This is a genomic window from Acetobacter sp. P5B1 (genome assembly GCF_018811985.1).
GTDB lineage: Bacteria > Pseudomonadota > Alphaproteobacteria > Acetobacterales > Acetobacteraceae > Acetobacter > Acetobacter cerevisiae.
The window spans coordinates 181,155-203,374 of the sequence record NZ_JACRVS010000002.1 but is presented as its reverse complement, the minus strand read 5'-3'; the positions used below and the strand labels follow the sequence as shown (position 1 = coordinate 203,374).

The following is a 22,220-nucleotide window of genomic DNA, read 5'->3' as shown; positions in this document are numbered from 1 at the left end:
TGCGCATGACAGACCACACCAGCACCGACACGCGGGATACTGAACTGGCGGCGCAGTATGAAGCGTATCCTTACCCCGAGCGAAATCCCCAGGATGAGGCCAAACGGCTGCTGATTGGCAGCCCGAGCCATCTGCGGGAAATTGATTACTGGGTGTTCGGGGCGCAGCGCCCCCGCAGCCAGCCGCTCCGCGCCCTGATTGCCGGATGCGGCACGGGGGACGGCGCCATTATGCTAGCCACCCAGATGGCGCGGGCAGGCAGGCCGGGGGAAGTCATCTGCGTTGATCGTTCCCGCCACGCTCTGTCCATTGCGCAAGCCCGCGCCCAAGTGCGCGACCTGAACAATATCCGCTTTGTGGAAGGCTCTCTGACCGCATTGAACACGCTTGATCTCGGGCTGTTCGATTACATCGATTGCTGCGGTGTTCTGCATCATTTACCGGATCCAGATGCAGCCCTTGCCGGACTGGAAGCCGCCCTCGCGCCCGGTGGCGGCATGGGGCTAATGGTCTATGCCCCATATGGCCGCACCGGCGTTTATATGTTGCAGGATGCTCTGGAAGAGCTTGCTCCTTTTGATGAAAAACCAGCCACCCGGCTGGATATGGCCAAGCGCGTGATGCGTCACCTGCCGGCCACGGCATGGCTGCGACAAAATGGAAATTTTGGAGACCATCTGAGCGGTGGGGATGCTGGCCTGTATGACCTGCTCCTCAACCCCAGAGATCGCGCTTACACGGTCGGTGCCTTTCTGGATCTGCTGAACAGGGCAGGGCTGGAAGCCTCCTGCCTGATGGAACCAGCGCGCTATGATCCGGCTTTGTTTCTGCCGGACCCGAAAGTGCGGGCACGCATCGCGCAGCTCCCCGCACGGGAGCAGGCCATGGTTGCGGAATCTCTGACAGGGAACATGGCAACCCATGTGGCGTATGTTGTGCACAAAGGCACGAGCGTCACGCGAGCCGATGCATCCTCATTTGATGCGGTGCCGATCATGCGGGAAATTCCAGGCATTGAGCTGGCTAAACAGATGCGACCGGACCACACGCTGCCGTTCGCATTCGGGACGCTGGTTGTGCCCATTCCTTTGCCGCCGCAGGCGCGTGGCCTTCTGCCGCTTATTGATGGGGAGCGCACCGTGGGCGATTTGGCCGCCATTCTCGCAACACGCGGTGTGCCGGAAAACAAATTCCGCACAGTCTGGCAGGAAACCTTTCATACGCTGGAACGCCTGAACCGCGTGCTTCTGCTGCCGCCCGCATGATGCGTACGCCTGAAACATCGGCAAGCAAGACCCATGGATCGGCGATGACGCCAATTATCATTTTTGGAGCGGCACTGCGGGCTGACGGCACACCATCGCCAGCCCTGCAGCATCGGGTGCTGTCCGCTGTGCAGTTTGGCAAGTGCCAGAAGGTGCCGGTCTATCTCGTGACTGGTGGGGTGCCGCGCAACGGTTTGACGGAAGCCTCCGTCATGCGCAGATTGCTTCTGGAAGCAGGCGCTCCCCCTGAGGCTATCCTTGAAGACCATGCTGCAACGGATACATTTGACTCCGTTGTCAACTGCACAAAAATCCTGAAAAAACAGGTCTTTGCAGATCAAACTCTCGCATTGGCCACAAGCACATACCACATGCCACGCTGCCTTTTGCTGATGCGTCTGACTGGATGGTCCGTGCAGGCCGTGCCGTTTCCATTCCCTGTAACTGGGCGGAAGAGCGTGTTCCGAGCGGGCCTGCGCATGCGCATCGGGCATGAAGTTCTTGCCAGCCTGTGGGATGCTTTTCTGGTCTTGTGCTGGCGTATTGTGCGCTGAGCACGGGCGGCGTATCTTTCTCTCCTCTCCTTTCAAACAGCACTCCATGAACTGCGTTTGATCTGATTTCAGCCTGACAGGCTTGAAGAACCTCTTGAAACAGTAGGTATTATGGCTGTTTACGCTTTTATTTTTCCGGGGCAGGGTAGCCAGTCCGTTGGCATGGGGGCTGACCTCGCCGCTGCCTTTCCTTCAGCACGCGCCGTGTTTGAAGAAGTCGACGAAGCACTGGGCGAAAAGCTCTCCAAAACCATTTTTGAAGGGCCGATGGAGGCTCTGACCAGCACGGAAAATGCGCAACCGGCTCTGATGGCTGTTTCCATGGCTGTGCTGCGCGTTCTGGAAGAGCATGGCGGTCTGGATCTGGCCGGGAAAGTGACACTGCTGGCCGGGCATTCCCTTGGGGAGTATGCCGCTCTGGCCGCTGGCCGCGCCTTTGGTGTGACAGAAGCTGCTCGTTTACTGCGTACACGCGGTCTAGCCATGCAGAAAGCTGTGCCGGCAGGTGAGGGTGGCATGGCCGCGCTGATTGGCGCAACGCTCGCTCAGACGCAGGAAATCTGTGAAAAAGCCGCACAGGGCGGTGTTCTGGAAATTGCCAACGATAACGGTGGCGGCCAGATTGTTATTTCCGGCACCATGGCAGCAATCGACAACGCCATTGCGCTCGCCAAGGAAATGAAGATCAAGCGTGCCGTCAAACTGCCGGTGTCTGCTCCGTTCCATTCCTCACTGATGCGCCCGGCAGAAGATGTGATGGCCGAAGCGCTGGCCAACGCAGACATCGCGTCTCCGATCGTGCCGGTTATTGCCAACGTAACCGCTGAGAAGGTGAGCGACCCGGATGCGATTCGTCAGGCCCTGACAAAACAGGTGACAGGCCGTGTCCGCTGGCGCGAAAGCGTGGAAGCCATGACGAGCATGGGTGTCGATACGTTTGTGGAAATCGGTGCAGGTAAAGTGCTGTCAGGCCTCGTTCGTCGCATTGATCCCGAAGTTTCCACCAGCTCTGTTGGCACACCAGCAGATATCGAAACTCTCCTGAAATCTTTTTAAAACAACGGAATAAAAGACTATGTTCAGGCTTGATGGAAAAACGGCTCTGGTTACGGGTGCTTCCGGTGGTATTGGCCGGGCGATTGCTGCCACCCTACATGCTCAGGGTGCTACGGTCATCCTGTCCGGCACGCGGGAAGCCGTGCTGCAGGAGCAGGTCAAGGAACTGGGCGGCGAACGGGCATTTTATGTCACGGCCAACCTGTCCGAAGCAGCTGAAGCTGATGCGCTGGTCGGCAAGGCCGAAGAAGCTGCCGGGGCTCCGCTGGATATTCTGATCAACAATGCTGGCCTGACGCGTGACACGCTCGCCCTGCGCATGAAAGATCAGGACTGGGATCAGGTTTTGAATGTGGACCTCTCTTCCCCGTTCCGCCTGTGCCGCGCCGCCCTGAAAGGCATGCTGCGTCGCCGTGCTGGGCGCATTGTGAATATTGCTTCCGTCGTCGGCACAACCGGCAATGCCGGGCAGGCTAACTATTCCGCAGCCAAAGCGGGGATGGTGGGCATGAGCAAATCTCTGGCACAGGAAGCAGGCTCACGCGGCGTCACCGTCAACGTCGTGGCACCGGGCTTTATTGTCACGCCCATGACGGATGTGCTGCCGGATGCGCAGAAAGAAAAACTGACCAGCGCTATTCCGCTTGGCCGTCTTGGCAAACCGCAAGACGTGGCCTCTGCCGTGATGTATCTGTGCTCGGAAGAAGCCGGGTGGGTTACAGGCTCCACACTGCATGTTAATGGCGGTATGGCTATGGTATAAACACGTCCGGGAAGCTATTGCTTCAACAGGTCGTGCAAATTGTTTCCGGATGTGGCAGACAGGCTCCGTAAATGGTCTGGATGCACCTGTCCGGAACACAGTTAACCGGTTCATGTTGGCGTGAACCGGAAAAACGTGCTAAGCGCCCGCAACCCTGTTGCGTGGGAGAGGAAAGAGCGACATGCTCAGCCTTACCTGCAACAGGCAAACTGGCAGACTTAAGCGCCTAGATAACTTGCCCGCTTTTCCAGGGCACATAGGAAGCAGAGACAGATGAGCGAAATCGCTGACAAGGTTAAGAAAATTGTGGTCGAGCATCTCGGCGTCGAGGAAAGCAAGGTCACGCCGGAAGCGTCGTTCATCGACGACCTGGGCGCAGACAGCCTTGATACCGTTGAACTCGTGATGGCTTTCGAAGAAGCTTTCAACGTCGAGATTCCGGAAGACGCTGCTGAGAAGATCGCCACGGTTAAAGACGCGATTGACTACATCGAGAAGCAGAAAGCTGCCTAATTTAGGCCGTCTTCTTTTTGCAGACTAATATAAGGTCCCTCACTCCTTGAGGGGCCAGACAGATTCAAGCGGGGAGCGGGCTGGTTTGTTGCAGTCGGCCGGAGCAAATTCGGGCCGGAGACGCGTCGTCGTCACCGGTATGGGCATGGTGGGTCCTCTGGGCCTCGGTGTCGAAAACGTATGGTCACGTCTGATCGCAGGGGAAAGCGGGATTGAAAGAATCACGCATTTTGACCCCAGCGATCTGCCGGCGCAGGTTGCCGGACAGGTGCCGGAAGGACCGACTTCTGAAGGAAAGCTGACGCTTTCTGACTGGATCTCGGTCAAAGACCAGCGCAAGATGGACCGTTTCATTCACATGGGACTGGTCGCAGCGACTGAAGCTGTGGAGGATTCCGGCTGGAAGCCTCAGACTGAAGAAGATAAATGCGCCACAGGCGTGATGATTGGCTCAGGCATTGGTGGTCTTCAGACCATCTATGACGCCTCCATCACGGTGCATGAAGGCCGCGCCAAGCGTCTTTCTCCCTTCTTCATTCCATCAGCCCTCATCAACCTTGTCTCAGGACATGTGTCCATCAAATACGGGTTCCAGGGGCCAAACCACTCTGTGGTGACAGCCTGTGCAACCGGTGTGCATGCCATTGGTGACGCCGCACGGCTCATCATGTTTGGCGATGCCGATGTGATGGTCGCAGGTGGTGCAGAAGCAACGGTCTGCCCGCTGGGCATTGCCGGGTTCTGCTCAGCAAGAGCGCTTTCTACCGGGTTTAATGAAACGCCGCAGAAAGCCTCCCGCCCGTGGGATAAAGACCGTGACGGTTTTGTAATGGGTGAAGGCTCGGGTGTGGTTGTGCTGGAAGAGTACGAACACGCCAAGGCTCGAGGCGCTAAGATCTACGCAGAAATTGTAGGCTATGGCATGTCCGGGGACGCCTATCACATTACGGCACCATCAGAAGGGCATTATGGGGCTTTCCGCGCCATGCGCTCGGCTCTGAAGAGTGCAGGCGTTACACCCGCTGATGTTGGCTACGTCAACGCACACGGCACCTCCACTATGGCGGATGACCTTGAGCTTGAAGCGGTCGAACGTCTGTTCGGGGATGATGCCCGCACGCTGGCCATGTCTTCTACCAAATCCTCCACCGGGCATCTGCTTGGTGCGGCGGGTGCGATTGAAGCCATCTTCTGCATCCTGGCGATGCGCGATAACGTGGCCCCTCCCACGCTTAACCTTGATAACCCGTCACGCGAGAGCGTGATTGACCGGGTCGCGCATACGGCGCAGCAGAGGCAGATTAATGTTGCTCTGTCCAACAGCTTCGGCTTTGGCGGCACAAACGCCAGTCTGGTTGTCCGCCGCGTCTGATAAAGGACGATATGCGCAGGTTATTATCGGTTTTGTTCCTTCTGCTCCTCATAGGGGCAGGGGGAACAGCCTTTAAAGCATGGCTCGATTATAAAAATCCGGGACCATTAGCTCACGAAACTGACGTTGTCATCCCGCATGGCGACTATCTAAGCACAATCCATACATTGCAGCAGGCTGGCGTTCTTCAGTCCGGATACTGGACAGAACGGCTTTGTCTAACCGCTGTTCTGCTCACGCGGAAAGACGGACAGCTTCACGCGGCTGAATTGCATTTTCCGGCCTTTGTCTCCATGCAGGAGGCATTGCATATCATCCGACACGCCCATCCGGTTCTGCACAAGCTGACCATTCCGGAAGGCCTCACAGCGCATCAGATTCAGGCGCTGCTTCAGTCAGCTCCCTTTCTGGAAGACGACGCACCTTTGCCCGCCGAAGGCAGCGTCATGCCCGAAACCTACGGGTATTTGCGCAATACCAGCCGCAAAATACTGCTGGAACGCACCCAAACAGCCATGAACAAAGCGGTCCAGACCGTCTGGAACAAACGCACGCCGGTGGCGGAAATTCCCGATGAGCAGACTTTGGTGACTTTGGCGTCTCTGGTGGAAAAGGAAACTGCTCTTCCTGCCGAGCGCCCTCTTGTGGCACGCGTCTTCATCAACCGGCTGCAACAGGGCATGAAGCTGCAAACGGACCCGACCGTAATTTACGCCCTGACCAATGGCACACCTCCTCTGGGCAGAGCGTTGACGCATACGGATCTTCAGGTCAGCAGCCCATACAATACCTATATGGTCGCAGGCCTGCCTCCGGGGCCAATCTGCTCGCCGGGCTTATCGTCTCTGGAAGCCGTAGCGCATCCGGCAACAGGAAATATGCTGTATTTTGTGGCAAACGGGCAGGGGGGCCACAGCTTTGCGGCCAGCCTGATGGAGCACAATAAAAATGTGCAGATTTTTCGGCAGAAGAAACAAGCGGATCATACCTCTACAGCACAGCAATAGAGGCATGGAGTGATAAAGGCGCGGTTTTACCCGCGCCTTGTGATTATTTTACCGGGGCCAGATTTTCATGCTGGATGCTCCCCACACTCCCAGATCCCGTCGTGCTGATAGCATCACTCCCGAGCGTATCGGCACCGGTTGTTGCAGCATGCTGAGCTGCGCCCGCCGTCTTGCTTGTCGGTGTGGTAGTCGCCGGAGCCATTTTTCCGTAGCGGGTCAGCACGCTCCGCAGCGGATCAGCACCCGGGTTGTTCACGCGCATAGAAACAACAATGTCTTCAGGCCCAACGCTCTGACTGTAATAGGCGCGGTTGGCGTCGCTGTTGACGGTGAGTTTGGTCCCACCAAGAGCCGCACCGGCGAAGAGGCCCTGAGACTTCTGCGCAACAAGAATGTCCGTATTTCTGGCCCCGGCATTGCCGCGCTCGGCATTACTGCTGAGGGTCGCAAAGGACACACCGGCATTGGCCCCAAACTGGAACTGGCTATCCAGCAGTGCCTGTAGCCCCCGGTCCGTCATGACAAAGAACATCGCCTGAGAATTCTGCACACCCAGCTGAATCCCAAAGGATGCCGTGCTGAGCGTATAGAAAGCCGGGTCTGACCATGATCCGCGAGCGTCTCGGGCCAGCAGCAGACAGCCGCCTCCAGCCCCACCAAAGGCAATGGACATACGGAAAATGGAAGGACACACCATGACGGCGCGGGCCTTCCCCAGGTTAACGGCCACGGTGCTTTGCGCCGTAGCTCCCACAAAAATGTCCTGCACCGTCAGCGCAGCTTTATCGACAAGCGTCTGCCCGCTGTCAGCCGCGCGTGCCTGCAGCGGGGCATAGCTCAGAGCGGTTGCCATTCCCAGAGCAAGAGAAAAGGAGGAAAAACGGTAAACTGACCGCATTCTGGTGGTCTCCATTATGGGCCTAAATTACTGGCCTAGCCTTACGTCTCGTTTGTGGCGGCAGAATGGCCCGAAGGCCAGACCCCACCGCTTTTAATCCAGAGAAATTCCTACGGCAGAGGACAGAGCCTGCGCAATATGCGGGTTTGCCGCTAAAATTGTCGCAGGCCCTGTCAGGCCGCCTTCCTTCAGGAAAGGCGAGACACAGGCCCCGGCTTCTGCCAGCAGAGGAAGAGCCGCGGCCACATCCCACAGATTGATGACAATTTCGATATAGCCGTCCAGCCGCCCGCATGCGACGTCCGCCAGCGCCAGTGCGCCCGACCCACCGGAGCGAGGCATAGCCCCCAAATCCATGATGGCGTCGATTTTTTCCATAAATACCGGCTTAGGGACCCGGTTGCTCCAGCCCATCTCAATCATGGCGCTGGCCGGGTCTTTGACCGGCGAGGCCTGAATGCGTTTGCCGTTGAGGAACGCGCCCTGCCCACGCAGAGCCGTGTAAACCTCGCCCAGAGCAGGCGCCTCGATCACCCCGGCCATCGGCTCATCCCCATCCAGAAGGCCAAGAGACACACACCAGCGGTTCCGGCCGCGGGCATAGTTGGACGTGCCGTCAATCGGGTCCACCACCCAGCGCAAGCTGCCTGCACGGGCAACGCCGCCTTCTTCACCCTGAAAGCCATCATCCGGGAACAGAGCCTGCATCCGCTGGGCAATAAAGCTTTCCACGGCACCATCGGCTTCAGTCAGCCAGTCCTGCGCCGACTTCTGCTTGCCTTCCGGGCCGCCGGGAGCGGGACGCATGGACATGGCAAGACGAGCAGCATCCTGCACCACTGCCCGAGCGGCTTCCAGACGATAGGCGAGGGCGGGGCTGGGTGAAGACATGGGCAACAGGCTCCAGATTAAGAAATATTATAAAATAATATCATAGCCCGAAGTCCGTGCAGAAGCGACTGCCTTTCTCCCCGCCGAATGTGCAGCATGTCCGACGCAGGAAACAAACACCACCTGCTCCAGATCGGTTATTTTTTCTTTTTGTAGAGGTCTTTCGGCCAGCGACGATGCAGCCAGAGCCAGCTTTCCGGCTTGCGCCTGATCCAGCTTTCCAGCCGATCATTCACTGCCTGCACCAATAGGCTCAGGTCCTGCTTCTTATCGCCCGTATCCGGCAGTTCCATCGGGGGTTCGACCACAATCCGCAAGCGAGCCGGACCAAGCCGCTCCACATAGCCGGGGATGACCGGGCAGCGATAGCGCAAGGCCATGGCCGCCAGTGCCGGTGCTGTCATGGCGGGGCGACCAAAAAATGTGCCTTCAACACCGTCATTCATTTTCTGGTCTACCAGCATACCCAGACGGCCACCTTTGGAGACATAAGCCAGAGCCTCCCGCGCCCCACGCGCGCCCTTGGCAAACAGAGGCATGGGGGTAGGGGCCATGGCGGTATCCCGCAAGTTGCGGATCATGGCATCAATGAGGGGGTTACCTGCTGCCCGATAAAAGGACGCAAAGGGCGTACCATGCCGGGCGACGCCGGGCGGCAGCATTTCCCAGTTGCCGATATGGCCGGACACAAACAGAACCGCGCCGCCGCGCCGGGCCTGTTCTTCCAGATACTCAGCCCCCTGCACCTCAAAGCCCGGCCCGCTGGCGGTGTTTTCCTGCAAGCAAGATAAATGTGGAAGTTCGCCCACCGTGCGGCCTAGATTTTCCCACACGCCGCGCACAATCCGGGCGCGCTCCGGGGCGTTCAGCTCCGGTATGGCCAGTTGCAGATTTTTGTCTGCTATTTTGGAAACCGGCAGCAATGGTCCGATGAACCGACAGAACCGTCCCGCAAAATTGGACGCCCGCGCAGGCCCCATCCGTAAAAACAGGTTCAGCAATGCCTGAGCAATCCGCGCCTCCAGACGCATCAGGCGCGTTATGCGCACGGCGCTCATGCGGGCCTCTGGCTTAAAAGCTGGTCCAGCAAGGCCTCGGGCGCAGCCTCATTCTGCCAGACAAGTCCGACCCCCACGGTTCGGAGTTGTTTTCTGAACGAGAGAGGAAATCGCACCGTATCCTTGGGGGTGGTCACAAGTTGTGCGTCTGCCTGCCGGGCCAGTGTAGCAAGATGGTTCATATCCCCATCTTTATAAAAATAATGATCTGGAAAAGCGAGACACTCCACCGGGTTCACCCCAGCCTGCCGCAGCCCATCAAAAAACTTGGAGGGACGACCCAGTCCGGCAAAAGCAATGCACCGCGCCCCTTTGAGCACCTGCGCTTCCGATGCGGTTTGCAAATCAGCCCGCATAACATCTGGCAATAAGTCCGCATACTGCGCCAGAAAACCGGTTTTATCCGGCCCAATCAGCAGAACTACCGAGGCCCGCACAAACGCACACGCCGGGGTCTCACGCAATGGTCCAGAAGGCAGAACATGCCCGTTGCCAAGCCCGACCACACCATCCACCACCAGAAGAGACACATCCTTGTGCAGGCCAGGATTTTGAAAGCCATCATCCATAATAAGGCAGGTAGCTCCTGCCTCTACGGCCGCTTGAGCCGATGCAGCGCGGTCTCCGCCGACCCATGTGGGGCACTGCTGGGCCAGCAACAGGGCTTCATCCCCGACATCTCGGGCTGAATGGCGAGCAAGGTCAACCTGCGTAGCCGTTTTGATACGCCCACCATAACCGCGTGTGAGAGCATGCACAGCAATCTTCCGCTTTTTCAGCCGGGCCACGAGATCCAGCACCACGGTTGTTTTCCCTGTGCCACCAGTGGTGAGGTTGCCACAGCACAAGACCGGCACAGGAGCTTTCCAGCCGGCTTTCTTCTGCCTCTTCACCGCACAGGCCGCCACCAACGCCGAGAGGGGCGAAAGCAGCCATGGGAACACTCTGGCCTGCGGATCTGACCAGAAACGGGGAGGGCGGATCATGATGACAGAAGCGCCAGAATTTTATCCGCCAACTGCTCTGGCAGAGCCATATTGGCGGTCGCTACGGCCTGCGCCTGTTCCGCACAGACCTGACGACGCCCCGGATCGTTCAGCATAGCGCCCACCCACTCAGCCAGTTCCGCCGCAGTTTGAACAATCGCAACACTCTGCCCCAGAACGGCAAAGGCCTCCTGAAAATTCTGAACACGCGGGCCGGTCGCGAGCGCACAGTCCAGACGAGCAGGTTCAAACGGATTATGGCCGCCGCCACCTGTTCGCACCTCCGGCAGACTGTTGCCGATAAAGACAATGCCAGCCAGCCGATAAAACAGCCCCAGTTCGCCCAATGTATCGCACACCCATACGGTATCGGTCGGCGCAGGAACTTGCCCCAAGGCCCTTCGCGGCGCTCCGCCAAAAAGAGCGCTAACGGCAGCACCGCGTTCCGGATGGCGCGGCACGATAATGGTGAGAAGGAACGGAAAACGTGCCCGCAAGGTTTGGACCGTCTGCCGGAGTGCATCTTCTTCTCCATCATGCGTGGACGCTGCCAAAAACACCGGCCGCCCGGCAAGCTGCTGCTGAACGGCAAGCAACTCAGCCTGATCCACCGGCAACGGTGGAGCCGCTGTCTTGAGATCGCCTGCTTTCGTCAGGGACCGTGCGCCAAGCTGACGGAACCGCTCGGCATCCTCTTCGGAGCGGGCTGCAATCCACGCAAACCGTTCCAGCATCCGCCGGGCAACAGGACGTAATTTACCCCAGTTTTTGAAAGAGCGTTCCGACATCCGCCCATTGACGAGGGCCACAGGCACATTCTGCCGGTGGCACAAGCCAATCAGGTTTGGCCAGAGTTCACTTTCTGTAAAAACCACAGCCTGTGGCCGCCAATACGCCAGAAAACGCTGCCCCCAGCGCGGCACATCCAGCGGCACAAACTGATGGATCAGCCGGGGATGCGTCAGGCGTTGCTGCAAAAGGCGCGCCGCCGTGACGGTTCCGGTTGTGACCAGTACTGTCAGAGCCTGCTTTTTCTCCAGACAGAGCTGCACGAGCGGCAAAATGGATACCAGTTCACCCACGCTGGCTGCATGGCACCAGACCAGTGACCCTGCCGGGCGCTCGTGCGAGGCAAAGCCCATCTTCTCCCGCACCCGGTCCGGCAGTTCCTTCCCGCGTGTCTGCCGCCAGCGCAGCAGGAAAGGCAGTGCAGGAGCAAGCCCCGTAGCTACCCAGCCCCAAACCCGTGACGGCTGAAGAGATAACGGTGCAAGCCAGACTTTTTCCTTCTGGCGGCCCGGATGGTCCACCCATGGCCGCTCAGCTTCCAGCGTGACCTGCGTAATCGCCTCGGCCAGCAGCCGGTCTGCACTATGTTCGGCCTGCGCCTCTTTCTCACGCGGGAGAATAAGCGGAGCGCCGCACACAAAATGACCGCGCCCAAAAGGCAGCGGCAAAATCATTTTATCCCAGGAGTTCACGCGGATGCCCCTGCACGTTGCACCAACGGGCACAATCGGCTTTCTGACAAGGGCAGCCAGCGCCGTGGCCCCTTGCTGAGCCTGCCTGCGTGGGCCTCTTGGCCCATCCGGCGTAATGGCAACAATGCCGCCATGCCGCAATCTGGCTCGCATGCGGCGCAGGGCGGCGGCACCGCCTTTGTTTTTACCCCGTGTGTCGGAAGAGCCCGCAATGGACCAGATGCGCCATTTTCCAACAATATCGGCAATCAGGCGCCCATCCCGATTACGGCTGATAAGCACGTGCAGTCGCATGGCAGGGTTTTGCGGTTCCGCCCACCACCACAAGGCAGGGGTGAGCGGCAGCACCTCATGCCAGAAAGCCACAACTGCCGTGCGGCCATCCTGACAGGTGAGAACCTCGCGGGCCTCCGGGTCGATACTAAATGTCCAGCGCGTAGTGCGCAGGGTCAGCCCCAGATAGCCCCGGATTGTGCTGACAAGAATTTTTCGAACGAAGGATCCGGCGGAATGCGGAAGACGCGCCACAGTGCCAGATCTCCCGCGCTAGGCCAGCCTCCGCCTAAAGGCAAATCCCTCTGCCTGTTCCTTCAGAATGGAAGGCTGATAGGCCACCGTGAAGGCTTCATGCGCCCGCTGCCAGACAGCGGGATCAGAGCTTTCAGGTAAATCTATTGCCGTGACCCCGCACCGGAGCAGAAATTCATACTGGTCCGGCAGGACATGCCCGCCAGCCCGAATTTCACCCTTGAAGTGCAGATGTTCACGCAAGGCCCGCGCCTGCGTAAACGGGCGGCCATCCCGGAACACCGGGAAGGTCAGCGCCACAACATCCAGCCGGGGCAGGGCGTCCCGCAGGGTCTCGACTTCGTCAGCAGAGCTCAGCACCACACCAAGCCGCCCATCGCTATTCCGGCCCAGCCCTTCAGAAAGGCGAGCCCGCGGCACCAGCACATCGCCTGCAGGAAGAGAGACTCCCTCAACGGCAATCTGCCATGTGTCCTGAATAATCTGGCCGTTCTCAAGCAGTGGCATATGCGGCGTCCTTGAATGGTGCTGTGCCTAAACGGCGGCACGTTTCAATAAACCGCTCCCCCGCCGTTCGTCTGGAAAGATACGTATCAATGATCCGGGCGATTGCATCAACCGTTTCATCTTCCGACATGGCAGAGCCGAGAATTTGTCCGATGGAGGCATCGCCATCTCCAGCGGAGCCACCCAGCGTAATCTGGAAGGCTTCCTCGCCGCGTTTATCAACACCCAGAATGCCAATATGCCCGGCATGATGATGCCCGCAGGCGTTGATGCAGCCGGAAATATTCAGTCGCAGCGGTCCGATTTCCCGCTGGAGATCAGCATTGGCAAAACGGGAGCTCAGCTTCTGGGCGATGGGGATGGAGCGGGCGTTGGCCAGCGCGCAGTAATCAAGACCGGGACAGGCGACGATATCAGTGATGAAACCGATGTTCGCTTCCCCAAGCCCGTTTTTCTCCAGCGCCTGCCAGACATCATACAGCGCATCCTGCCGCACATGGCCCAACACTACATTTTGCAGGTGCGTGATGCGGAGCTCCCCAAAGCTGTAGCGTTCCGCCAGATCAGCCAGAAGGTCCATCTGCGCCGAGGTCACATCCCCCGGGATACCGCCAGCCGGTTTGCAGGAGATCGTAATCGAGCAATAGCCAGACTGCTTGTGCGGATGAGTGTTGGTATGGACCCATGCATCAAACGCCCGGTCGGCCTTGCGCTGGGCGGCCAGTTTTTCCGCCGCATTGCCTGCCGGGGCAAAATCCGGCGCGCCAAACCGTGCGCGGATTGCCTCAACGGTCGCTTCGGGTATCCGGTAGCGAGCCCGGTCCATGGCAGCAAATTCTGCATTCACCTGATTAAGGAATTCTTCCGTGCCCAGGGCCTGAACCAGAATCTTGATGCGCGCCTTATAGATATTGTCGCGCCGGCCATGCGCGTTATAGACGCGCAGAACGGCTTCCAGATACGCAATCAGATCTTCTTCCGGCAGGTCATCCCGCAGTCTGACGCCAATAATTGGCGTACGGCCCAGACCGCCGCCGACAAAGACTTCAAACACCGGGCGACCATTTTCGCCCTCACGCGCAATCAGGCCAATATCATGGAAGCGCGCGGCAACACGGTCCTGCTGGCTGCCGGAAATAGCAATTTTGAATTTACGGGGCAGGAACGTAAATTCCGGATGCAGCGTAGACCACTGCCGCAGAATTTCCGCATAGACACGCGGGTCCAGCACTTCATCCGCAGCAGCGCCGGCAAACTGATCTGCCGTCACGTTGCGGATGCAGTTCCCGCTGGTCTGAATGGCGTGCATGTCCGTATCGGCCAGCACGTTCAGAATTTCCGGCGTGTCTTCCAGCCGGATCCAGTTGAACTGAATATTCTGGCGGGTGGTGAAATGCCCGTAATCACGGTCATACGTGCGGGCAATATGCGCGAGCGTGCGCATCTGCTTCGCATCCAGCACCCCGTACGGAATGGCTACCCGCAGCATGTAGGCATGCAGCTGAAGATAAAGGCCGTTCATCAGCCGGAGCGGCTTGAATTCTTCTTCCGTCAGAGCACCGGACAGACGCCGTTCAACCTGATCTTTAAACTGAGCAACGCGTTGCTTCAGAAACGTGCGGTCAACGTCATCGTAAGCATAATGCCCGACGGGCAGTGCGGCAGATGGAGAATGAGACATGGAAAAAGCCAATCTTGATCGTCTGTTCAGGCGTACGGAGCAGGGTGAGGCGCGTGCCAGTCTGGCGTAAAATTGGGATGCACGCTGGGGCCCGCAGCGCGGATGCGCTCACGACTGGTAACAGGGAGCGGGCCAGACGCCGTCTCGGTAACCTGAACGCCATAAATCCCCACCAGAGCCTCTTCCTGCGCGCGGGCATTGCAGGCTTTCAAAGCCTCCTCAACCGCACTGTTGGGGTAGAGTTTTGCGTCCTGAATCAGCGTCGTCCACTGGCCATCGGCAGCCAGCCAGACGATGCGGCCATCCAGAAGACGATTGGCGGTGATGACGCTGGTGCCTTCAGCATCCCGGCGACTGTTTCTGCGATCCACAGCATATCCCTTTCCGGAACGATCCTTGGGAAAAGAAATTACATCATGCGTGATATATTATCAATATACCACGCGCCGTTTTGAGTGATCATAGATGAAGCACGTCGCTTCGTGATAAAATAACGTAACGGCTCAGAGGGACCCGTTTATCCGCAGCGTTCTCCATCCCGAAACAGTCGGGCCCGGCTGATATCAAGCAAGCCAGAGGCCTGAATTTCCACAGTATTTTCTGTGCAATCAGGAATGCTGAACGGTACAGAACGCTCAGCCAGCTGCGCTCTATAATGCCGATAACCGTTCCGCGCTCCCTCCGCGATGAGGGAGAGAGCAGGCTCTTGCGCTGAACGCTCGTCAGGGCTGCATACCTGAATTTCATAAGGTCGCAGCATGGCCGTTATCGGTCCGGGAGCAACAGACGCATCGACCGCAAAGGGAAGAAGGCCCGCTTCATCCGGCACCATCAGACCATCCTGCACGACGCCGTTAAAAGATGGCGCTTCCCCGAGGAACTCCATAACAAACGCTGTCTGCGGGTTACGGTTCAGGTCTTCCGGCGTGGCATCCTGCACAATCTGTCCATGCTGCATCACGACAATGCGGTCTGCTATTTCTACGGCTTCATCCTGATCATGCGTGACCAGAATGGTGGTCAGCCCCAGACGCTCATGCAGGGCTTTCAGCCATGTGCGGATGGAGCGCCGTACAATAGGGTCGAGCGCCCCGAAGGGCTCATCCAGCAACAGAAGTTTAGGCCCCGTTGCCAATGCACGGGCAAGCGCCACACGCTGCCGCTGCCCGCCGGAAAGCCGCGCCGGGTAGGATGCTCCGGCATCCGGGATCTGCATAAGGTCCAGCAGCTCCTGCACGCGCGCCGCAATAGCGGAGCGGGAAGGGCGCTCGGAACGGGGCAGCACATCCAGCCCGAAAGCGATGTTTTTTGCTACCGTCATATGGGGGAACAAGGCGTAATTCTGAAAAACGAAGCCAATCTTGCGGGCACGGTCCCGCATGGTCCCCATCGTCTGCCCATCCAGCAGCAAGGTGCCCTGCTCAAACGTATCCAGCCCGGCAATAGCCCGGAGCAGGGTTGTTTTCCCGGCACCTGAGGGGCCAACCAGCGCCACAAACGCCCCTGTTGGTACATCCAGAGAGACATCATTCAGCAGACGCCGCGTGCTGCCCGGTGCATAGCGCACCAGATGCTCAACCTGCACACTCATGCCTGCTTCTCCCTCCAGCGGGCCAGCCACTCCGGCGCGGAGCGGAGCAAGACGGCCATCATCGCCATGCCAGCCAGCAGCGCAGCCATGCTAAAGGCCGCAACGGTCTGGTATCCATTATAAAGACTTTCAATATGCAGCGGCATGGTCTCGGTCATGCCCGGAATATGGCCGGACACGACGGAAACCGCACCAAACTCACCCATAGCCCGCGCCGTTGTGAGCAAAATGCCGGAAAACAGGGCAACCCGCGCACCGGGCAGCGTGACCCGCCAGAGAATATTCCAGAACCCGGCCCCGGCCAGCATGGCGGCCTCTTCCGCATCGCGCCCCTGCTGCTCCATCAGCGGCACAAGGGTGCGGACCACATAAGGCAAGGTGACAAAGATGGTGGCCAGCATGATACCGGGCACGGCAAAGGCAATATGAATACCCGCCTGCTCCAACGCGGGTCCCCACCAACCCTGAGCGCCAAACAGCAGGAGCCAGACAAGGCCCGACACAACCGGGGAAATGCTCAGCGGCAATTCAACCAGCACCAGCAGAGCAGACCGGCCGGGGAAGCGATATTTTGTCAGCACCCAGGCGGCCATCACCCCAAAAACGGTATTTGCCAGCACGGAGACGACCGTAACCTCCAGCGTCAGCCAGATGGCCGACAGACCGTCCGGGTCAGACAAAGAAGCGAGCGCCGGAGCCAGACCATTCTTGAGAGCCTCCGCCACCACCACCGCAGGAGGCATAAGCAGCACCAGAACAATCAATCCCCATGTGAGAACCCAGAGAGAATATTTTCTCATCTCTGCTCCCCCCACACAGACAACCGCCTGCGCACCAGACTGACCAGAACCAGCGCGAGCAGGGAAGTGAGCAACAGGATCAGCGCTATAGCCGTGGCTCCCGCGTAATCAAATTCCTGAAGACGGACGACAATCAGCAGAGGGGCAATTTCACTCTTGAAGGGTTGATTGCCTGCAATGAAGATCACAGAGCCGTATTCCCCAACGCCCCGCGCAAAGGCCAGACCAAAGCCTGTCACCAAAGCTGGAAGCAGAGGGGCAATGACGACGCGCGTGACCACCTGCCAGGGTCTGGCCCCCAGCAGAACGGCGGCTTCTTCCATGTCGCGCGGCAGGTTTTTTAGCACAGGCTCAACCGTGCGCACCACAAAGGGGAGGCCGACAAACATCAGAGCCAGCACAATGCCGGTCCGACTATAAGCCAGCACCAGACCAAGCTTTGCGAGGGGTGCGCCAAGCCAGCCCTGCGGGCCGTAAAGCGTGGCGAGTGTAATGCCGGATACGGCGGTCGGCAGGGCAAGAGGCAGATCAATCAGCGCATCCGCAATCTTGCGACCCGGCAAATCCCCGCGCACAAGCGCCCACGCCAGCAGCAACCCAAGGGGCGCATTCAGTAAGGCTGCCAGAAAAGCGCTGGAAAAACTGGTCCACAGAGCGGCAAACATACGGGTGTCATGCGTTGCCGCGACCATAGCGCCCACACCATCCTGCCAGGGGCGGATGATTAGCGCGCACAAGGGAAGGACGATAAAAAAGCCCGTCCAGAGAAGGGTTACCCCTAGCGCCAGTCGATAACCGGGCAAGGCGGACCCGCCACCCCGCAAAAAGGACAAAACAGCCTGCTTCATGCTGCGTTAAAAGCCTGACCGGAACTCATCTTCATCCTTCTCCTGCCGCCATCCTCAGGCACAGCCCTGAAAGCGCACGAGCCAGAACACAGGTTACGCACGGCAACACTCTATTCTGACCCGTGCTTCGCCCTGATTAAGAGCGGGCTTTCAGCGCACCTGACAATCTGACGGTGTCTTTGATGAAGGATGCAAGTGTTTTCGTTTCGGATTCAACACTTCCTGCGCTGGTTTTCAGGTGCAGGGCAGGGCTGACCGGCGCTTCGTAAGGCGCATCAATGCCCGTAAAGCCGCTGATCTTGCCAGACCGTGCCGCAGCATACAGCCCTTTGGGGTCACGCTGCTCACAGGTTGCAAGGTCTGCATCCACAAAGACTTCAGCAAACTCTTCCCCGAGAATCTGACGAGCCAAAGCGCGGTCAGAGAGCAGGGGGGAGATCAGTGCGACCAGCACAACCTGACCGGCATCGCGCAGAATTCGGGCGACTTCCGCTGCCCGACGGACATTTTCAGTCCGGTCAGCTTCAGAGAAACCCAGATCCTTGCACAGGCCGGCACGCAAAGTGTCGCCGTCCAGAACGGTAACGTCCACACCATCAGCAAAAAGGGCTGCTTCCGTTGCGCGTGCCAGAGTGCTTTTGCCAGAGCCAGAAAGCCCTGTCAGCCAGAACACGCCGCCACGATGGCCCTTCGCCCGTGTGCGGTCCTGCGTCGTGACGGTACTTCCTGTGGGGTGAATAACCTTTTCACCATCAGCGATAGCAGCAGGCCCCAGAAGCGGCGCACCACCAACAATACGCTGCTGACGGTCCACCAGAACGCCGCGCCCGTCTGCCGTGCCCGGAACAAAGGGGTCACACAGAATGGTTTCTGCAGCAGAAAGCGTGATTTCTGCAAAGCCTTCTGCCGGGACTTCCTCGCCCGCATATTTCTGCAGGTCGTCCAGATTCACGACGGAATCAATGGACGTCACCGTCACGGCATGTTCCGCTGTCGCCAGACGCAGATGGAAGCTTTCCCCCACATGCAGCGGCTCCTGACGCAGCCAGAACAGGCGCGTACGGATGCGGGAGGCCGCAACCGGCGGAGTTTCTGATTTGTGGAGCAGATCCCCACGGTCCGGGATCACATCCGGCTCTAGCGTAACAGCGACGGACTGACCCGCAGCAGCAGAAATCTGCGGCGCAGTGTGCCAGCTTGCGATGGAAGAAATCTTCGCAGGGGTTTTCTGCGTGCCGATAATCACTGTATCGCCCACGCGCACCCGGCCACGCTCAATGCGACCGGCCACATAGCGTTTGTCGTCAAAGCGGTAGACATCCTGCACCGGCAGGCGCAGCGGCAGTTCCGCGCGAGACGCAGGCGAGGGGACCTGTGCCAGAGCTTCCGTCAGGGTCGGGCCGCTATACCAGGGCATCCGGTCGGAACGGCTGGCAATGTTATCACCATCACGCGCAGAGGCCGGAATAAAGAGAGCGGCTTCCAGATCCAGCTTTGTGAGGAGTTCGGAGACGGATTTTTCTGCAGCTTCAATCTTCGTCTGATCGAAGTCCAGCAGATCAACCTTGTTCAGCAGAACAATCACATGCCGGATGCCGATAAGGTGCAGCAGCATGGCATGGCGACGGGTCTGTTCCCGAGCACCTTCAGCCGCATCCACCACCAGCACAGCGGCTTCCGCATCCGCAGCGCCGGTGATCATGTTACGCAGGAACTGGCGATGACCCGGCGCATCCACAATCACAAACTCCCGCTTATTCAGCAGGAAGGGGATGCGGGTGGAATCAACCGTCACACCCTGATCGCGCTCGATCTGAAGGGAGTCGAGCAGGAAACTCCACTCAACTTTCAGCCCGCGCTTTTTGGAAGACGCAATAATCTGGGCGACCTTGCCGTCCTGCAGATTATCCGTGTCATGCAGCAGGCGGCCAATCAGGGTTGATTTACCGTGGTCGACGTGACCGACGATAACGATCGGCGTCGCGGGCTCCTGAGACTGAGCCACAGAGGGGGAAAGCGTATTCGTCATAATTCTATTCCAGTCCGCTAAGGCTCAGAGATAACCGGCGACGCGCAGCCGCTCGAAGGCATCTTCGGATTCGTGATCCATGGCCCGGCCAGACCGTTCGGACGTACGGGTGGTTTCCAGTTCAGCAATAACCTCAGCCAGCGTGCTGGCATTGCTTTCAACCGGGTTGGTAATGTCCTGATCGCCCAGAGAGCGATACCGCTTGCCGTTCTTGGCAAAATACAGGTCCACCAGCGGGATGCCTTCACGCTCGATGTAGCGCCAGATATCAATCTCCCGCCATGACAGCAGAGGATGCACACGGATGTGCATGCCTTCCTCATGCGGGGTGGCATACTGGTCCCAGAATTCTGGCGGCTGGTTGCGGATATCCCACTTGTGGCTGGCACCACGCGGGCTGAAAACGCGTTCCTTGGCCCGTGTGCCCTGTTCATCCCGACGGATACCGGCAATCACGCCCTGCAGCTTGTGCTTTTCAATCATCGCGGCCAGACCTGCCGTCTTGCGCGCAGCGGAACGCGCGGCTGGCGGCAGGGACGGGTCCATCTCTTCAACTGGCGGACAGGTGCCCAGCAGCAGGTCCAGATCCCATTTTTTGGCATATTCATCCCGGAATTTATACATTTCCGGGAATTTTTTGCCGGTATCTACATGCATGACGGGGAAGGGCACGCGGCCCAGAAAAGCCTTTTTGGCCAGCCAGACCATGACGTTGGAATCTTTCCCCAAAGACCACAACATGGCGAGAGGCTTAAGCTTGCGATAGGCTTCCCGAAGGATGAAGACACTCTGTGCCTCGAGCTGATCAAGATGGTCCATTTGTCTGGTCAAACCTGTTTTGAGAAGAGAGATTAAGGTGTCCTGAACGTTCAGGAAGCCGTGTGAATGCCGCACTCTGTCTTGGCCAGTCCGGCCCAGCGCCCGGCGCGCGGGTCTGCAGTCTGACCAACAGGGCGCGTGCAGGGTGCACAGCCGATAGAGAGGTAGCCTTCCGCCACCAGCGGATGCGGGGGCAGGCCGCGGCGGGCCATTTCCCGCGTAATGTCTTCAGCCTCCCAGAGCGCCAGCGGGTTCAGGCGGATTGCGCCATCCTCCTTTTCTTCCACCACTGGCAGAGCGGCACGGGTGGAAGCCTGAGAGCGCTTGCGACCGGTTATGAGTGCCTCATAAGGCAACGTTGCCAGATCCAGCGGTTCAACTTTCCGCAGACGGCAGCAGGCATCCGGGTCAAACGCCCAGAGTTCGCCGGTTGGGTCACGTTCCTGCACCTCGGCCGGTGCGGGCCGAATATCAATCACGTTTTTCAGGCCAAGGAAGCGCGCCAGTTCCGTCCGATAAGCCAGCGTTTCTGGAAAATGCTTACCCGTTTCCAGAAACAGCACAGGCATATCCGGATCTACTTCCGCCACAAAAGCCAGCAAAAGGGCTGATTCCGCGCCAAAGGAGGACAGCACGCCCACCTTTTTACCAAGCTGAGCAGATGCTGTGCTGAGAAGTCTGACAGGATCCTGGGCCTGGGAGCGCAAGACTGTCAGAACTGACCGGGCAACAGACATTCGGGAATTCCAATAACAACTACGTGAAATAGTATTTAAAGGATATTGCACGTAAATAGATGCCGCTTCAAGCCCATTCTCCACGAAAGAATTTCGTATTTTGCAGGTAAGGTATTCCACATACACAGATGATGTTTTCTAGCCTGAAAAGCACGCTATGTCTTTTGCCGAAATGTTATTTGTCATTTTTGAAACAATCTGATCGGCATAAGTCACTGAAAAAACAAGCGGATCGAATGTCGGAGCCAGCTTTGTCTCGTGGGATGGTACGGAACTGCGCGTTCATGCAGAAGGCGGAAGAGGCGCACACACGACGGCGAGCAGGAGAGTCCCGTCAAAGAGGCCCACAGAGCCAAACAACGTCACCGAGACTATTCATCGCGGAAAACACTTCAGAGCACTCTCTGACGCTTTATACGCGCCTCACATGCATCTGAATCTGCTTTGATCCAGAAAAATTATTCCAAAACAATGCACTAGGATACTTTCCACGCAGCCGGTCTGCAAAACTCCTCAGACATCTACAGAAGCCGGCAGGCCCAGCAATCCCGTTGTGTGGCGGTCGACAGATCCGGCATAACCCGCCACCATATCCACCCTCGGATATCATTTAGTTGGCATAATATATCTTATGCGATTTATGTCCTAGCGGGTCAGGCATCAAAAATCCCGCCAGATCCATTCCCCTCAACTGTCATGATCTGCTGTGGGCTTTCTGTATGGTGATGCATGTGCTCCACGCCAGTAATTAGAAGCTGAAGGTCCCACGGTTCTCAGTCTGATCAGCTCCGATGATCCTATTGGATTGGCGCACCAGACGTATCACAGGATCAGTT

The 22,220-nt window shown here is 58.3% G+C and carries 21 protein-coding genes; 7 read left to right on the top strand and 14 right to left on the bottom strand.

The annotated features are described in order from the left end of the window. Positions 1 to 5 precede the first annotated feature (5 nt). The 7 genes from KP703_RS02305 to mltG all read left to right on the top strand — a co-directional run bounded on the left by KP703_RS02305 (position 6) and on the right by mltG (position 6,530). Entirely contained in the window at positions 6 to 1,265 is a 1,260-nt protein-coding gene (locus KP703_RS02305; RefSeq protein WP_215753683.1) for a class I SAM-dependent methyltransferase, read from the top strand. 44 nt (positions 1,266 to 1,309) lie between these two features. Continuing rightward, a complete protein-coding gene (locus KP703_RS02300; protein ID WP_215753682.1) occupies positions 1,310 to 1,819 on the top strand; it encodes a YdcF family protein in 510 nt (169 codons plus the stop codon). A gap of 111 nt (positions 1,820 to 1,930) precedes the next feature. After that, entirely contained in the window at positions 1,931 to 2,875 is a 945-nt protein-coding gene (gene fabD, locus KP703_RS02295; RefSeq protein WP_215753681.1) for an ACP S-malonyltransferase, read from the top strand. A gap of 19 nt (positions 2,876 to 2,894) precedes the next feature. Then, positions 2,895 to 3,638 carry a 3-oxoacyl-[acyl-carrier-protein] reductase gene (fabG, locus tag KP703_RS02290; protein WP_215753680.1) on the top strand — a complete coding sequence of 248 codons (744 nt, stop codon included), beginning with the start codon at positions 2,895 to 2,897 and terminating at the stop codon, positions 3,636 to 3,638. A gap of 273 nt (positions 3,639 to 3,911) precedes the next feature. Continuing rightward, positions 3,912 to 4,151 carry an acyl carrier protein gene (locus KP703_RS02285; protein WP_006557907.1) on the top strand — a complete coding sequence of 80 codons (240 nt, stop codon included), beginning with the start codon at positions 3,912 to 3,914 and terminating at the stop codon, positions 4,149 to 4,151. An 85-nt stretch (positions 4,152 to 4,236) separates the two neighbouring features. Further along, positions 4,237 to 5,523, top strand: a complete 1,287-nt coding sequence (gene fabF / locus KP703_RS02280) for a beta-ketoacyl-ACP synthase II (protein ID WP_082779480.1) — start codon at positions 4,237 to 4,239, stop codon at positions 5,521 to 5,523. Positions 5,524 to 5,534: 11 nt separating this feature from the next. Next, complete coding sequence (gene mltG, locus KP703_RS02275) at positions 5,535 to 6,530, top strand: endolytic transglycosylase MltG (RefSeq protein WP_215753679.1); 996 nt, start codon at positions 5,535 to 5,537, stop codon at positions 6,528 to 6,530. A gap of 43 nt (positions 6,531 to 6,573) precedes the next feature. Here the strand turns inward: mltG and KP703_RS02270 are convergent, their stop codons facing one another. From KP703_RS02270 to KP703_RS02205, 14 genes are all read right to left on the bottom strand, one after another. After that, the gene (locus tag KP703_RS02270) at positions 6,574 to 7,428 is read right to left on the bottom strand and encodes a lipid-binding SYLF domain-containing protein (RefSeq protein WP_215753678.1); all 855 of its coding nucleotides are present in this window, start codon (positions 7,426 to 7,428) and stop codon (positions 6,574 to 6,576) included. Between the two features lie 93 nt (positions 7,429 to 7,521). Further along, the gene (locus tag KP703_RS02265) at positions 7,522 to 8,319 is read right to left on the bottom strand and encodes an inositol monophosphatase (RefSeq protein ID WP_215753677.1); all 798 of its coding nucleotides are present in this window, start codon (positions 8,317 to 8,319) and stop codon (positions 7,522 to 7,524) included. Between the two features lie 137 nt (positions 8,320 to 8,456). Beyond that, positions 8,457 to 9,377, bottom strand: a complete 921-nt coding sequence (locus tag KP703_RS02260) for a lysophospholipid acyltransferase family protein (protein ID WP_215753676.1) — start codon at positions 9,375 to 9,377, stop codon at positions 8,457 to 8,459. Then, the gene (gene lpxK, locus KP703_RS02255) at positions 9,374 to 10,360 is read right to left on the bottom strand and encodes a tetraacyldisaccharide 4'-kinase (protein ID WP_373687422.1); all 987 of its coding nucleotides are present in this window, start codon (positions 10,358 to 10,360) and stop codon (positions 9,374 to 9,376) included. The genes KP703_RS02260 and lpxK overlap by 4 nt, the downstream gene beginning before the upstream one ends. Beyond that, a complete protein-coding gene (locus tag KP703_RS02250) occupies positions 10,360 to 12,372 on the bottom strand; it encodes a glycosyltransferase N-terminal domain-containing protein (protein ID WP_215753674.1) in 2,013 nt (670 codons plus the stop codon). Before KP703_RS02250 ends, lpxK begins: the two co-directional genes overlap by 1 nt. Before the next feature lie 18 nt (positions 12,373 to 12,390). Continuing rightward, positions 12,391 to 12,879: a DUF934 domain-containing protein gene (locus KP703_RS02245; RefSeq protein ID WP_215753673.1), complete on the bottom strand. Its 489-nt coding sequence runs from the start codon at positions 12,877 to 12,879 to the stop codon at positions 12,391 to 12,393. Then, positions 12,866 to 14,560 (bottom strand): nitrite/sulfite reductase, encoded by a 1,695-nt coding sequence (locus KP703_RS02240; protein ID WP_215753672.1) that lies wholly within the window; start codon positions 14,558 to 14,560, stop codon positions 12,866 to 12,868. The genes KP703_RS02245 and KP703_RS02240 overlap by 14 nt, the downstream gene beginning before the upstream one ends. A gap of 26 nt (positions 14,561 to 14,586) precedes the next feature. Continuing rightward, positions 14,587 to 14,931, bottom strand: a complete 345-nt coding sequence (locus KP703_RS02235; protein WP_215753671.1) for a DUF2849 domain-containing protein — start codon at positions 14,929 to 14,931, stop codon at positions 14,587 to 14,589. Positions 14,932 to 15,077: 146 nt separating this feature from the next. After that, entirely contained in the window at positions 15,078 to 16,151 is a 1,074-nt protein-coding gene (locus KP703_RS02230; protein WP_062272804.1) for a sulfate/molybdate ABC transporter ATP-binding protein, read from the bottom strand. After that, positions 16,148 to 16,951 carry a sulfate ABC transporter permease gene (locus KP703_RS02225; protein ID WP_215753670.1) on the bottom strand — a complete coding sequence of 268 codons (804 nt, stop codon included), beginning with the start codon at positions 16,949 to 16,951 and terminating at the stop codon, positions 16,148 to 16,150. Before KP703_RS02225 ends, KP703_RS02230 begins: the two co-directional genes overlap by 4 nt. Beyond that, entirely contained in the window at positions 16,948 to 17,799 is an 852-nt protein-coding gene (cysT, locus tag KP703_RS02220) for a sulfate ABC transporter permease subunit CysT (protein ID WP_215753669.1), read from the bottom strand. Before cysT ends, KP703_RS02225 begins: the two co-directional genes overlap by 4 nt. Before the next feature lie 136 nt (positions 17,800 to 17,935). Then, on the bottom strand, positions 17,936 to 19,828 hold the full coding sequence (gene cysC / locus KP703_RS02215) for an adenylyl-sulfate kinase (RefSeq protein WP_215753668.1): 1,893 nt from the start codon (positions 19,826 to 19,828) through the stop codon (positions 17,936 to 17,938). 24 nt (positions 19,829 to 19,852) lie between these two features. Beyond that, positions 19,853 to 20,647 (bottom strand): sulfate adenylyltransferase subunit CysD, encoded by a 795-nt coding sequence (cysD, locus tag KP703_RS02210; protein ID WP_061491034.1) that lies wholly within the window; start codon positions 20,645 to 20,647, stop codon positions 19,853 to 19,855. A 50-nt stretch (positions 20,648 to 20,697) separates the two neighbouring features. Further along, positions 20,698 to 21,384 (bottom strand): phosphoadenylyl-sulfate reductase, encoded by a 687-nt coding sequence (locus KP703_RS02205; RefSeq protein WP_215753667.1) that lies wholly within the window; start codon positions 21,382 to 21,384, stop codon positions 20,698 to 20,700. Between the last annotated feature and the right edge of the window lie 836 nt (positions 21,385 to 22,220).

Coding starts and splice junctions, on each gene's coding strand:
- KP703_RS02305 (WP_215753683.1), top strand. CDS start 6: ATGACAGACCACACCAGCACCGACACGCGGGATACTGAACTGGCGGCG.
- KP703_RS02300 (WP_215753682.1), top strand. CDS start 1,310: ATGACGCCAATTATCATTTTTGGAGCGGCACTGCGGGCTGACGGCACA.
- fabD (WP_215753681.1), top strand. CDS start 1,931: ATGGCTGTTTACGCTTTTATTTTTCCGGGGCAGGGTAGCCAGTCCGTT.
- fabG (WP_215753680.1), top strand. CDS start 2,895: ATGTTCAGGCTTGATGGAAAAACGGCTCTGGTTACGGGTGCTTCCGGT.
- KP703_RS02285 (WP_006557907.1), top strand. CDS start 3,912: ATGAGCGAAATCGCTGACAAGGTTAAGAAAATTGTGGTCGAGCATCTC.
- mltG (WP_215753679.1), top strand. CDS start 5,535: ATGCGCAGGTTATTATCGGTTTTGTTCCTTCTGCTCCTCATAGGGGCA.
- KP703_RS02270 (WP_215753678.1), bottom strand. CDS start 7,428: ATGCGGTCAGTTTACCGTTTTTCCTCCTTTTCTCTTGCTCTGGGAATG.
- KP703_RS02265 (WP_215753677.1), bottom strand. CDS start 8,319: ATGTCTTCACCCAGCCCCGCCCTCGCCTATCGTCTGGAAGCCGCTCGG.
- KP703_RS02260 (WP_215753676.1), bottom strand. CDS start 9,377: ATGAGCGCCGTGCGCATAACGCGCCTGATGCGTCTGGAGGCGCGGATT.
- KP703_RS02245 (WP_215753673.1), bottom strand. CDS start 12,879: ATGCCACTGCTTGAGAACGGCCAGATTATTCAGGACACATGGCAGATT.
- KP703_RS02240 (WP_215753672.1), bottom strand. CDS start 14,560: ATGTCTCATTCTCCATCTGCCGCACTGCCCGTCGGGCATTATGCTTAC.
- KP703_RS02230 (WP_062272804.1), bottom strand. CDS start 16,151: ATGAGTGTGCAGGTTGAGCATCTGGTGCGCTATGCACCGGGCAGCACG.
- KP703_RS02225 (WP_215753670.1), bottom strand. CDS start 16,951: ATGAGAAAATATTCTCTCTGGGTTCTCACATGGGGATTGATTGTTCTG.
- cysT (WP_215753669.1), bottom strand. CDS start 17,799: ATGAAGCAGGCTGTTTTGTCCTTTTTGCGGGGTGGCGGGTCCGCCTTG.
- cysC (WP_215753668.1), bottom strand. CDS start 19,828: ATGACGAATACGCTTTCCCCCTCTGTGGCTCAGTCTCAGGAGCCCGCG.
- cysD (WP_061491034.1), bottom strand. CDS start 20,647: ATGGACCATCTTGATCAGCTCGAGGCACAGAGTGTCTTCATCCTTCGG.
- KP703_RS02205 (WP_215753667.1), bottom strand. CDS start 21,384: ATGTCTGTTGCCCGGTCAGTTCTGACAGTCTTGCGCTCCCAGGCCCAG.